The 12,639-nt window shown below is 63.0% G+C and carries 11 protein-coding genes and 1 tRNA gene; 8 read left to right on the top strand and 4 right to left on the bottom strand.

Going from position 1 to position 12,639, the window contains the following annotated elements:
* Positions 1-20: 20 nt before the first annotated feature.
* The gene (locus AB4074_RS13145; protein ID WP_441413769.1) at positions 21-647 is read left to right on the top strand and encodes a hypothetical protein; all 627 of its coding nucleotides are present in this window, start codon (positions 21-23) and stop codon (positions 645-647) included.
* A 38-nt stretch (positions 648-685) separates the two neighbouring features.
* Here AB4074_RS13145 and AB4074_RS13140 read toward each other — a convergent pair whose 3' ends face one another.
* Positions 686-1,723 carry a hypothetical protein gene (locus AB4074_RS13140; RefSeq protein ID WP_441413768.1) on the bottom strand — a complete coding sequence of 346 codons (1,038 nt, stop codon included), beginning with the start codon at positions 1,721-1,723 and terminating at the stop codon, positions 686-688.
* Positions 1,724-1,894: 171 nt separating this feature from the next.
* Here AB4074_RS13140 and AB4074_RS13135 point away from each other — a divergent pair, with 171 nt between their 5' ends.
* The gene (locus AB4074_RS13135; protein ID WP_441413767.1) at positions 1,895-2,191 is read left to right on the top strand and encodes a hypothetical protein; all 297 of its coding nucleotides are present in this window, start codon (positions 1,895-1,897) and stop codon (positions 2,189-2,191) included.
* A 76-nt stretch (positions 2,192-2,267) separates the two neighbouring features.
* On the opposite strand, the gene AB4074_RS13130 is transcribed toward AB4074_RS13135, so the two are convergent.
* From AB4074_RS13130 to AB4074_RS13120, 3 genes are all read right to left on the bottom strand, one after another.
* A complete protein-coding gene (locus AB4074_RS13130) occupies positions 2,268-3,788 on the bottom strand; it encodes a putative bifunctional diguanylate cyclase/phosphodiesterase (RefSeq protein ID WP_441413766.1) in 1,521 nt (506 codons plus the stop codon).
* A complete protein-coding gene (locus AB4074_RS13125) occupies positions 3,778-4,224 on the bottom strand; it encodes a DUF7793 family protein (protein ID WP_441413765.1) in 447 nt (148 codons plus the stop codon). The genes AB4074_RS13130 and AB4074_RS13125 overlap by 11 nt, the downstream gene beginning before the upstream one ends.
* Positions 4,225-4,501: 277 nt before the next feature.
* A complete protein-coding gene (locus AB4074_RS13120) occupies positions 4,502-5,266 on the bottom strand; it encodes a hypothetical protein (protein WP_441413764.1) in 765 nt (254 codons plus the stop codon).
* A gap of 126 nt (positions 5,267-5,392) precedes the next feature.
* On the opposite strand from AB4074_RS13120, the gene AB4074_RS13115 reads away from it, so the two are divergent.
* From AB4074_RS13115 to AB4074_RS13090, 6 genes are all read left to right on the top strand, one after another.
* Positions 5,393-5,465 (top strand) — tRNA-Arg (locus AB4074_RS13115).
* Position 5,466: 1 nt separating this feature from the next.
* Positions 5,467-5,922: a DUF6314 family protein gene (locus AB4074_RS13110; protein ID WP_441413763.1), complete on the top strand. Its 456-nt coding sequence runs from the start codon at positions 5,467-5,469 to the stop codon at positions 5,920-5,922.
* Entirely contained in the window at positions 5,919-6,335 is a 417-nt protein-coding gene (locus tag AB4074_RS13105) for an NUDIX hydrolase (RefSeq protein WP_441413762.1), read from the top strand. The genes AB4074_RS13110 and AB4074_RS13105 overlap by 4 nt, the downstream gene beginning before the upstream one ends.
* Positions 6,336-6,484: 149 nt before the next feature.
* Entirely contained in the window at positions 6,485-8,350 is a 1,866-nt protein-coding gene (locus AB4074_RS13100; RefSeq protein WP_441413761.1) for a glycosyltransferase family 2 protein, read from the top strand.
* Complete coding sequence (locus AB4074_RS13095) at positions 8,347-11,661, top strand: response regulator (protein WP_441413760.1); 3,315 nt, start codon at positions 8,347-8,349, stop codon at positions 11,659-11,661. Before AB4074_RS13100 ends, AB4074_RS13095 begins: the two co-directional genes overlap by 4 nt.
* A complete protein-coding gene (locus AB4074_RS13090; RefSeq protein WP_441413759.1) occupies positions 11,658-12,590 on the top strand; it encodes a GGDEF domain-containing response regulator in 933 nt (310 codons plus the stop codon). The genes AB4074_RS13095 and AB4074_RS13090 overlap by 4 nt, the downstream gene beginning before the upstream one ends.
* The last annotated feature ends 49 nt before the right edge of the window (positions 12,591-12,639 follow it).

The raw sequence follows: 12,639 nt of genomic DNA, 5'->3' as shown, positions 1-12,639 counted from the left end.
GTGGCGGGATAATGAATGACATGGCCAAGACCCCAGCCCAACGCATCAAAAAGCACGGCGCCAATGCCGCTGTCCCCCAGCACCACTTGCCGTCGGTGATCAATCCCACCACCCAGCGGTCCCCGGAGAAGGCGCAGAACAACGGGCGCCTCATTGTGATTGCCGGGGTTGTGGCCAGCCTTTTCCTGTTCTGGTACGTGCATCTGCTGACCCTCAACCAAATGACCCAGTTGTCCGGCGGTATGTCCATGCCCGATTCCCTCATCGGCGGGTTCTCTACCGACTACGTCCATCAATTGCATGGCGCCATGACGGACGATGCCCGCGGACAGCTCAGCTACATCCACAAAACCGCCGGAACCCTGTTTCCGCTGATCTTCGGCTTCACTTGGCTTCTGCTCATCGGCACCAATGTGGCCGGAAAGGCACTGCGCTGGGCTCTGTGGGCTGCCCCCCTGCTATTCGCGGTGGTCCGTTTGTGGAGCAACGTGGCGGTTGACGCTGCGCTCGGATCTGCAACGCCCGACGCCGGCCAGGTGGCTTTGGCTTCCACGCTCACCATTGTGGGCTGGGTACTGTTCCTGCTGAGCCTCTTGGCTGGCGGCGCGGCTGTGTTCCTTGGCCGGCGTTCCAAGAAGAGCGCCTAACTGGGCCAACGCCCTTTAGGCGCGACTCCTGATCAGAATCAGTCTTCCGAATCGGGCCCCGGAGCGAGCATCTCCCGCGCTTGGAGGGCACGCTGGTGCGCGCCGGCTTTGTCGAAGCGATCGGCCGCTTCGACTAAGCTTTCTTTCGCCGCCTGCGTGCTCCCGGTATCGGCTTGGGCGCGCGCCATCAAAAGGAATATCTCGCCAGCGATCTGCGAAGGCAACTGGTCGGCACTGCCACTGATTTCGTCCAGCAGCTCAAGTGCCGCCCTGGCGTCTCCTGCCAGGTAGTTCCAATGCGCGCGGTTGAGGCGAAGCAGGAGAATCTCCTCGTCGCTGCCCCCGACGACATCCGTGGCAAGTTCGGCACGTTCGATGCACCGCAGGGTGGCGGCATCTGCCACTTCCGCCGCCAGCCTCATCGCGGCGGACGCCTTGTTGAACTTGGCCCACACATCAAGGTTCCGCGAAGGGGAAAAGGTTTCTGCGGCAAGCTCATGGTAGTGGAGGCCCTCATCGATCTTGTCGCAAAGGAAGGCCACATTGCCGATGACCCAGTATGCCTTGCCGGCCAACTGGTCATCCATTTCATCGGAGATTCTTTCCGAGAGGGACAGGCATTCCTCCCATGCGTCCTCAAGTTTTCCGGATTCGCCGAACGCCGCGATCAGTGCCTGCCGTGCATGGACGTCGATTTCCATGTCTGCGTCATCATCGACCAATCCAACTGCCGACCCCGCAGCCGAGGTGGCCATCTCCAGGAGCCCTTCACCCCGCAGGGAGTTCGCCATCAAGATGAGTGCCCGGGCCCGGTGTTGGGGTGAAGCCACAGCCAACGATGCCTCGGAAAGGGATCTCGCCAGCGCAGTGCTCGCAGCGAAATCACCTGCGTCGAGAAGATTCTCTGCTTGAAGGAAAGTCATGTTCCACCATCCGGCGGAATCGCCCTCATCAAGGGCAATATCGGCGGCCGAGCGCGCACCATCGGCAGCCTTGGCGAAGTCGTGGCTAGCCCGGTGTCCTCTCGCCTGCAGTTCCGCGGAGGCGTATGACGGCGCAACCTTCTTTTCTCCCATGGCTCCATTATGTCCCTGAGACACTTCGTCGAGATGCGGGCGGGCGATTAGCACGATTTTGGGAGATGTGGACAAAGCATTGATGACACGGCGTGTCGTTACTCTTATAATGAGCGTGCTTCACTTCGTTCACTCCAGTCGCATCAGTCACATATCACCAGGAGCTTTCGCATGAAAAGAACTCTCGCCGCCCTCCTCGCGGCAGCAGCAATCTTGCTCGCAGGAATTACCGGCTCGGCAGCAGTGTCCGCCAGCAGCCAGAGCCCCTCGCAGGATTCGTCCATAGCCATTGGCTGGTGGCCGAACTTTGCGCAGGATTCGGCCCAGGCCATTGGCTGGTGGCCCAACGCCGCCACCCAGGGTTCACCTGAGGCCATCGGCTGGTGGCCCAACTCCACCACCCAGGGTTCACCTGAGGCCATCGGCTGGTGGCCCAACGCCGCCACCAACTCCACACCCTCCAACTAGCTACAACGGAAAGGCACCGGACCTAAGGTCCGGTGCCTTTCGGTTACCTGTCTTCCATTACCGGGAAGAGGCATGCTCACGTGCCTCGCAACAGTTCCGCGAATTTATCCGCTGCCATGGGCCGGCCAAAGTAATACCCCTGGCCACTGGCGCAGCCCAGTCGGGCAAGCTCAGCCGCCTGCTCCGCCGTTTCGATGCCCTCGGCAACGGCCTGCATTCCGCATGCATGAATGAGCTGGAGAACAGCCGCCACAAAGTCGCGTTCCTTTTCGTCCGTGCCCAGGCCTTGGATAAGCGAGCGGTCGATCTTGACCACGTTGACGGGAAGGCTGCGCAGGTAGCTGATGGACGAATAGCCGGTGCCGAAGTCGTCGATTTCCAAGCGGATACCCAGACGCCGGAGGCCGGTCAGGGAGTATTTGTCGATGTCGCTTCCGTTCACGGCCATTGACTCCGTCAGCTCGATGACCAGCTTGGATGCCTCCACTCCGGTTTCGGCGAGCACTTCCCGCACATGCTCGATCAATTCCAGGCTTTGCAGTTCGGTTGTCGAAATATTGACGCGCATGCTGAAGTCTTCGTCCACGCCCGGGCCGTCCTGCCACTCGCGCAATTGCTGCATCGCCCGCCGTAGAACCCAATAGCCGAGATCGATGATGATTCCGGTTTCCTCAGCCAGCGGGATGAATGCATCCGGCATCAACAATCCCCTCTCGGGGTGGTTCCACCGCACCAGCGCTTCAGCGCCTTCAATCCTGCCCGAGGCCAGCTCGACAACAGGCTGGAAGTGGAGGACCAGCTGATCTGTCCGGATGGCTTCACGCAGCTCGGAGATCATGAGTCCTTGGAGCCGGCGCGCGTACAACAAAGCCGGCTCGAAAACCCTGACGCTGCTCCCCTGCTCGGCCTTTGCCGCATACATGGCCGTATCGGCTTCCATCACGAGGTCGTCCACGGACTGTCCCGGCTCGGCGACCCGGAGCCCGATGCTGGTTCCACAGATGATCCGGACTTCGCCAATGTCGATGCTCTCACCGACCGCCCGGAGGATCCGCTTGGCAACGCCCCGTGCATGTGCGGCATTGGATTTGGGCATCATGACGGCAAATTCGTCCCCGCCGAGCCTGGCCACCATGTCAGTGTCGCGGACCGCGGCGAGCAGGCGCCTGGCAGTGACCTTCAAGACGGTGTCCCCAGCGCCGTGCCCCAAGGTGTCGTTGATCCCCTTGAATGAGTTCAAGTCCAAAACGAGCAGTGCAGGTGGGAGCTCGCCCCGCTCGGATTCGACGAGTTCATGGTTCAGCGCCCTTTCGAGAGCCGTGCGGTTGGCCAACTGGGTCAGTGGATCAGTGAGCGCCATCCTTTCGAGTTCGATTTGGGCCTCGCGCAGCATGGCAGTCCGGCTTTCGACCCGTTCTTCGAGCTCCTGGTAGATGGCTTGGAGATCGTCCGCCATGAGGTTGATCCCGGTAATGACAGCAGCCACTTCGTCCCGCGGGCCGGAGACCGGGATCCTGGTGCTGAGGTCGCCGTCCGCAATCCGGACTACGCCTTCAACAAGGGCAAGGAGCCGAGGGTCCTGGGGCTCATGATCCACGGTGGTGCTCTCTCAACCAGTCGCGGGCTTCCGCCTCGGAGGTGAAGAACCGGGCCGGAACTGAATCCGACCTCGAACGCAGGAGGTAATGTGCGATCACCCGATCCACGGGACTCTCGCCCAGCAGGGCACATGCCGAAACAACCACGGAATTCGTGTAGGTCAGGCGCGCGTCGTTCGTGACGGACAGTACGCCGGTCACGGTGAGCAGCAGCGGCAGCCGCCGTCCATCCGCAAAAGCACGGACGGCCGCGGCGGCAGCGTGGGCTTCCGGTGAACGGACCACAGTGTTGGGCGGCAGAATGACCTCAACAATGCCATCTTCCGACAAATCGACGGTGATCTGTTCCGGAACATCGAAAACTGGTTCCGAGGAAGTATTCAAGGCATCATCGGGGAGCGTGGAATCCCGGGCGGGCAGTGTCTGGGCGCTCATCGCTGCGTCGCCTGCCGGCGTCGGACGATCGGAGCGTAAGAGTCCCGAAGGGCGCAACCCGAGAGCCCGGAAGCTGCCCTTACGGGGAATATTTCGGCTGCGTGTCCCGGACGACGCAGAACAAGCTGATGAGTCATGGGTCCTATGTTCTGCTGTGTCGGTCAATCTAATCTGCGCCAAGACTGCGTGGAACCCTCAGCCCGGCGCCATTCCGGTGAGTGCACTCATGATAATGCAAAGACTACCCACCCGCTGACATGAGGCTACCCGCGAAAACTCAGCGTTTTGCAAGCCGCGCCGCCGTCCGCCGTACTTGCCGGACCCTTTGCGCCACCACTAGCCCCGCAGCGGAAAATCCGATCGTCACCGGATAGGCCATCAGGCGTTCCAGGGTTCCAGGCTCGGGGACATCCATCCGTGTCAGGCCGCCGACCACGAGGGCGCCCAGTGTCAACGTTCCGCACGCCACGATGAACCAGCTCACAGGGGTATGCGGCAGCCAAAGCAGTCCGAGGAGCAACAGGGCGGATGCTCCACCGATGAAGAACATGAGGGCGCCCACAAGGTGGAAGGGAGACCCAAGGTCTTCCGGCACGAAACCAACAACCACAGTCCCCAGCCCGGAGATACCCGTCAGGACCCGGACCGCGACGGCGGCGGGCCTCGCTTTGCGGTACGCGGCACCCTGCAGGATGCGCACGCCGGGACGGGCCGCGATGCACAGGAGCGCCGAACTCAGCAACAGCGCCCCGAAAAGCATGCCCAGTCCCTGCAACACAAACGAGGCATTCATGAGCAGATGCAGGGGCGAGCAGACATCGCGGTGCTCGTAGATCCCGCACTTGAGCGCGCCAAGGTCGCTGATGAAACCGGTCCGGCGATCGTAGGGTTCGGGTCCCCGCCAGGCTTCGATCACCGCCGATTCGGCAACGAAATACTGCACCACGCTCAACTGGGCCCAGCCGCCGATGTTCGAGCGGATGGTGCCCAGCTCCGGGAGGTGGTCGCCGGGGGCGGCGGGCGCCGTCATCTGCTCTCTCATGCGGGCCAGCCTAGCGCGCGGCGTTCGGGGGCGCGGGCCGTCGGTGTTCGAGGGCCGCCCCGGCAGCTTGTATGCTTGTATGCGTGCCCAGCCAGCGGCTCCCCGGAGCTTCCAGCACGTGCACAGGCCCTCGTAGCTCAGTGGATAGAGCACGGCTCTCCTAAAGCCGGTGTCGTTGGTTCGATTCCAATCGAGGGCACTTGAAAGACCAGCTGCGCGAATCGTCTCCGACGCAAGACCTGCGGGCCTACCTGCTGGGCAGCTGGACCGTGGAACGGTCCCTGTGGGACCGGGCGGGCGGCACCCGCGGTTCGTTTACCGGCGTCGTGCGCTATTCAGCAACGCTCGACGGCGGCCTCCTCCTTCGCGAAGACGGCACCATGACCTGGCCCACCCACACAGGGCCGGCCTTCCGCGAATACCTCCTGCGGCCCTCAGACTCCCCCGCCGCTATGGATGTCTACTTCCCGGACGGGAAACCGTTCCACCGCATGAGCTTCCGCGACCACGCCAACGAGGACAGCCACTGGTGCGATCCCGATGACTACAGAGTCAATTACTTCTGGGGCGGGCAGGATGCATTCAGCTTCGCCTGGGACGTCCACGGACCGGCCAAGGATTTGCTGCTCGAATCACGGCTAAGGAGAGAGCAATGACCCCCAACAGTCCATCCAAGGACCTGATAGTCGTCAGCGCTGTCTGCGTATACGACGACGCCGGACGGCTGTTGACGGTGCGCAAGCGCGGCACCGACAAGTTCATGCACCCGGGTGGCAAGCCCGAACCGGGTGAAACGGCGGCGGAGACTGCATCCCGCGAGCTGGCCGAGGAGGTCGGAATCGACGTCGACCCGGCCAAGCTGGAACCCTTGGGGAGTTGGCTCGCCGTCGCCGCCAACGAGGCCGCGACGGACATCGAAGCCACTGTCTTCACCGCACCGGGCACGTGGGAAGCCCACCCTTCCGCCGAGATCGCAGAAATCCGCTGGCTGGATCTCTCTGCTGAACTTCCGGACGATTTGGCTCCGCTCCTGACGGACCACGTCCTGCCCCTGCTCGCGAAAAAATAGGGCCTCCCCACGCCGGGAGAACGCTGCGCGTATCAGTGCCTGAACTTCCCTGTTTTCCCATGAAAATCCGGTGAGAACTGGCTATAGTGATCGCACAGTTTGTTTTAACTTGATACAGGCTGCATTGTCAGATCCAGCTGGGGGATCGCATGCAATCTCTTGAACAACGCCGACGCGCCCGGGGAGACGTCGGCGGGGAATCCGGCGCGGAAGTCCGCCGGGAACCGACGCAGTTCCGTGACACTCCTGTGGAGGTCAAGGCCTACTCGACGGCGGGAATCGCCGGCTGGGCCGCGCAACTGGGTTCTCCCGCGCCCGAGGCTCCGCGTTCCCGCAGAATGGCCAGGACCAGTGGGATAGCTGCGATCGCAGCATTGTTTCTCTACCTGACGTGGCGGATCGCATTTACCATGCCGCTTGGCGGCGGGGATCTTGTCATCGCGTGGACGCTGGTGACGTTTGAGGCCCTTCCGATGATAGGGCTGGTCCTGAAGTCCATCACGCTGTGGAACATCGGCTGTTTTGCGCCCGAGCCGGTTGCCGAAGCTCCCAATGGCATGAAGGTCGCAGTACTGATCCCGACGTACAACGAACCGGTAGAGGTCCTTGCCCCCACCATCGCCGCGGCTTGCGCGCTTCAACCGAACCACGAAACGTGGGTGCTGGATGACGGTAGCCGCCCGTGGGTTGCGGAGATGTGCGCATCCTTCGGCGCCCGGGTTGTCACCCGCACCGAGCATGACCATGCCCAGGCGGGCAACATGAACCACGCACTGGAGCTCATGGCCGCAGAGGAAGCGGCCGGCAAGGACGCAATAGACATCATTGCCGTGCTGGACTGCGACCACGTACCGCTTCCGACATTCCTGACAGCCACCTTGGGATGGTTCGCCGACGAGGAAGTGGCCCTGATCCAGGGGCCTCAGGCGTTCTACAACTCTGGAGCCTTCGACGACGACGGCATCTCAGGCGAACAGGGTTTGTTCTTCAACGTCCTGATGCCTTCGCGCAACGTTCCCGGCGCAGGGCCGTTCTGGTGCGAATCAACCTCGCTGCTCCGCATGAAGGCGCTTCGCGAAGTAGGCGGAGTGGCCACCGAGACCATAACCGAGGACATGCACACGACCCTCAAACTCATCCGGAACGGATGGAAGACCGTCTACCACCACCAGACCCTGGCTGTGGGCCTGGCCCCGGCAACAGCCGATCAATACCTGCTGCAGCGCCGACGCTGGGGCATGGGCGCGATGCAGATCCTGACCTACGAGCGCCTCTGGGCGGCTAAGAGCTGGATGACCTGGCGAAACTTCCACGAATACATCAACGGAACTTTATGGTGGCTGGAGGGCATTGCCACTTTGATTGCCTTCATCATCCCCATGGCGGTCATGGTCTCGGGAGCCCAGACTTCCACGGCCGGTCCGGTGGAGTTCACCCTTGCCTTCGCAGCCATGTTCTGGGTCCGTTTGTGGGGCGCCAAGAGACTCATGCGCCACCAGATCCACTGGCCGACGGCGTTCGCCCTGCGGATTTTCCGGGTTCCCGTGGGCATGGCTTGCCTTTGGTGGCTCGTTTCGCGGAAGGCCTTGGAGTTTCAAGTCACCCCGAAAGGCGCTGCGGAACTTCGACTCCGCGGACGGGCCCCGGTGATCCTCATTGTGCTGATCGTCATTGTGGCCGCGATTATTCTCTATGCGACCGCCGGAGTCCTGGGTTGGGTGCCTTGGCGGACAAGTCCGGGCTCCACGATTGCCGCGGGCGTCTGGCTGGTTCTGGCCGGGGTTGTCTTGGTGCTGGGAACACTCCGGATCAGGGCCGCCGAATTCGCCACATCACGCAGGAGCGCCCACAGGGTCACAGTCAAGGTACCTGTCACGATCGAGGGCGTCGCTGGAGAATTGCTTGACTGGAACGCGTATCGAGGCCTCTCACTCTGGCTGTTCCATACTCCCGATGATGTCCTGCCGGGCTTTCCCCCTGGCGTCCCTGCCGTTGCAACCCGCGAGTCGGCATGAGCGGCCACACCTTGCGAAAGCCCGCCTTGGCCTGGACGGTGGCCGCCACCGCGGTGACCGTGGTCATCCTGGCGATGGTCCTCGGGGCAAACCAAGGGTCGTCCGCGGCGCAGTCAGCCGGGGACCTCGCCATCCTGGCAGCCGCGCTGCTCGCCACAGTCAGTTGTGCCCGGGCAGCACGGCGCAAAGACGAAAGCTCCCGTGCGTGGCGGGTCATGGCTCTTGCCACCTTGCTCTGGACCATCGGTCAAGCAATCTGGACCTTCTATGGGTTGACGCTCGACCATGACTATCCCTATCCCTCCCTAGCCGACGCCGCTTTCGTCGGCTATTCGATCCCGGCCGCGATTGCCCTCTACTTGTTCCCGCGTCCCCGGGTTTCCCGGGTTGCTTTCGTGCGCGCACTCCTGGATTCGGCAGTGATCGCCTCCGCCGTGCTGTTCATGAGCTGGGCCACTGTCCTCGGTTCCATGTACAGGGCGGAAGGCCATGAAACCCTCGCCCATCTCACCGGCCTGGCCTATCCCGTTGCCGATATCGTGATGGTCTCCATAGTCCTCATGCTCACGATGCGGAGAGCACCGGGAGAACGCCTCAGATGGGTCTGCCTGGGTGGCGGGCTCCTCGTCCTGGCGATCACTGACAGTACCTATGTGAAGCTGACCTCCGACAACATCACGGGGCTCACCGGGACTCCCCTGGCGGCTGGCTGGATCGCGGCCTTCCTGCTGATCGCCCTCGCCCCTCTGGTCCCCTACGCCCCCCGTCCCCGGACGGACCGGCGCCTCTACACCCTTGCGTTGGAGCTCCTCCCCTACGTCCCCGTCTTCGGTGCAGTCATGGTGGCGCCCATACGCGTCGGGCGTCCCAGCGACCCCTTCCTCCAAACCGTAGGCCTTACGGTGCTGGCCCTGGCCATCACCCGCCAGATCCTCATGATCCTGGAGAACATCAACCTCACGCGGGATCTTGAATCCAAAGTTGCCGAGCGCACGTCGGAACTCGAAGGCTTGGGCGCGATCGTCAACTCTTCGGCAGATGCCATTGTGGGCAAGACCCTGGACGGTGTCATCACCAGCTGGAATCCCGGAGCCGAACGGATCTACGGATACAGCGCCGCGGAGGCAATCGGCAGGAATGTTTCCTTCATCATTCCGGACGAGCTTCAGGACGAGGAAAAAGAACTCTTGGCAGCCATCAGGGCCGGCGGGGAAACCCACAGCTACGAAACAGCACGGGTCCGCATCGACGGTTCGATCGTTCCGGTCTCGCTGACGATGTCCCCGATCCGCGGAACGGACGGCATCCGAGGAGTCGCCACGATCGCCCAGGACATCACGGAACGCAGGATCGCCCAGGCCGAGTTGGTGACCGCCCGGGAAGCCGCCGAGGAAGCCAGCCGCTTGAAGTCGGAGTTCCTCGCGACCATGAGCCATGAGATCCGCACACCGATGAACGGTGTGATCGGGCTGACCGGATTGTTGCTGGACACTACCTTGGAGGAAACCCAGCGCCAATATGCCGAGGGCGTCAAGGGCGCGGGCGAAGCCCTGCTGACCCTGATCAATGACATTCTGGACTTCTCAAAACTCGAAGCCGGCAAGGTCGATCTGGACCCCGCGCCCTTCAATCCACGCACCCTGGTGGAGGAACTCGCAGTCCTCCTCGCCGAAACCGCACAGGCCAAAGGCCTGGAGCTGATTGCGTACTGCCGGCCGGAAGTTCCGGCGATGCTGGTGGGTGACGCCGGCCGCATCAGGCAGATCCTGCTCAATCTGGCCTCAAACGCAGTGAAGTTCACTCCCTCAGGAGAAGTCGTCATTAGCGTGAAGCTCGTGGAGCAAGAATCCGCAAACGCGCGGGTACGCTTCGAAGTCCGTGACACCGGGATCGGGATCGAGCCGGCAGACCATCTCAGGCTCTTCGAATCGTTCTCGCAGGCCGACGCCTCAACCACCCGCCGGTACGGCGGAACCGGCCTCGGACTGGCGATCTCGCGGAGGCTTACCGAGGTGATGGGCGGCGAGATCGGGGTGGACAGCTCCTTGGGCAACGGCAGCACCTTCTGGGCCACCCTTCCCCTGGCAGTGAGCGGACCCGCCGCAACTCCGCCGTCGATCTCGCCCGACCAGCTCACGGGACTCCGGGTCCTGGTAGTGGACGACAACTCGACCAACCGGCTAGTGCTGCAGGCACAATTGGCGGGCTGGCGGATGAAACCGGAGGCTGTCGGCGACGCCCAACAGGGCTTGGACCGTTGCCGCCAAGAGGCCGCCGCCGGACGTCCCTTCGACATTGCGGTGCTGGACATGTGCATGCCCGACATGAACGGCTTGGAGCTGGCCCACAAGCTGAGCACCGACGTCGCGCTCGCATCCACGCGGATCATCATGCTGACATCCACCATGAATGTGGACAAAGCCGAACTCGTGGCCGCCGGGGTCCAGGAATGGTTGACAAAGCCCGTGCGCAGCTCCGAGTTCTACGACCGCCTCATGCGTCTCGTCGCGACGCGCCCGATCGCGGCTCCCGCGGTCTCTCCCGCAATCCCGGTGACCATCAGCCAACCTTCGCGCGGCCTGATTCTGGTCGTCGAGGACAACGAGGTCAACCAGCTCGTAGCCCGCAGCATGGTCGCGAAGCTCGGGTACGAGGCCGACGTCGTAGCCGACGGCAGCGAGGCAGTCGCCGCTACCGCGGCCACCGAGTACGCCGCGGTCCTGATGGACTGCCATATGCCCGTCATGGACGGGTTCGAGGCCACCAAGGCCATCCGGGCACGGAACGATGGCCGCAAGCGGCTCCCCGTCATTGCCATGACCGCAGGCGCCCTGGATGAGGACCGTGAGCGCTGCCTTGCGGCCGGCATGGACGACTATCTGACCAAACCGGTGGACGTAGACAAATTGGACCAGGTCCTCTCGCGATGGATACCCGAAACACCGCAGGAAAGTGCCGGACCCGCACTCGACCCCGCGAGGCTGGAAACCCTGCGTGACCTCGGCCCGGCCGACGGATTGGGGTTGCTTCCTGCCGCGGCCCAAGCCTTCAGGCAAGACATCCAACCGAGCCTGCAAGCACTCCGCCGGGCGTTGGACAACGGAAGCGGAGACACTTTCAGGCAAGTGGCCCACAAATTGAAAGGCGCCGCAGCCAACATCGGAGCCGCCCGCGCAGCCCGGATGTGCGAGGAATTGGAACGCAGCTCATCAAGCGGCAAGCCTGTCGATCCCGCACTCCTGGCGGCGCTCGAAGCCGAACTTGACCTCGTTGACAAAGCGTTGGACCACGCCCTGTCGGTGGCCTCGTGAAGGTCCTGGTGGCGGACGACGACTTCGGTTCGCGCCTGGTCGCGAAGGCGGCGGTGGAGCAGTCCGGCCATGAATGCATCGTTGCCGCGGACGGCAGCTCCGCCTGGGAGATGTACAGGCAACACCGGCCGCAAGTCGTCGTGACTGACCTGATGATGCCCGGACTCAACGGACTGGAGCTGTGCCGCGCCATCCGCAGCGCCGAAGAAGACTCCTACACCTATCTTGTCCTTGTCACCTCGAAGGATTCACGGGAAGACGTCGTCGCCGGCATGCAGGCCGGAGCTGATGATTACGTGGCCAAGCCGCTTGATCCGTTCGCCCTGCATACCCGGCTGTTGGTGGCACAAAGGGTGACTTCGCTGCATACGGATCTTGCCCGCTACCGTGCCGCGCTCGCGGAGCAAGCGCGCACCGATCCCCTGACGCAGCTGCACAACCGGCTGAAGCTCTCGGAGGACCTGGAACAGCTGCACCACAGAAGCGCCCGCTACGGAACGGACTACAGCCTGGCGATCTGCGACGTAGACAATTTCAAGAGATACAACGATCTTTACGGCCACCAGGCCGGTGACCTGGCCTTGCAGTCGGTTGCGGCCGCCCTTGCCGGCCAAGGGCGGGAAAGCGACGGAATCTACCGCTTCGGCGGGGAAGAGTTCCTCTTCCTGCTGCCCGGCCAGTCGGTATCCGGCGCAGAAACCAGGCTCACACGCGCGCTCGAGGCCGTGCGGGACCTGGGCATTGCGCATTCAGGAAACCCCTCGGGCACCCTGACCTTGAGCGCTGGTCTCTCGGCCTTTGTGCCCGACCACCGTGTCAGCAGCGAACGGCTCCTCAAGGAAGCCGACATGGCGTTGTACACCGCCAAGTCCGCCGGCCGCAACCGCGTGGAAGTTGCGCCGGAAGTTCGCCAACACACCCGGAGCTGAGCGGCGTCGACACCATTGGCGTCACGTGGCGCAGGTTTTCGGCCGTGGC

The sequence above is a fragment of the Arthrobacter sp. 2MCAF14 genome (assembly GCF_052115645.1).
Taxonomy (GTDB): Bacteria; Actinomycetota; Actinomycetes; order Actinomycetales; family Micrococcaceae; genus Arthrobacter.
The sequence above is the reverse complement of the archived record's forward strand: the minus strand, read 5'-3'. Positions and strand labels throughout refer to the sequence as shown.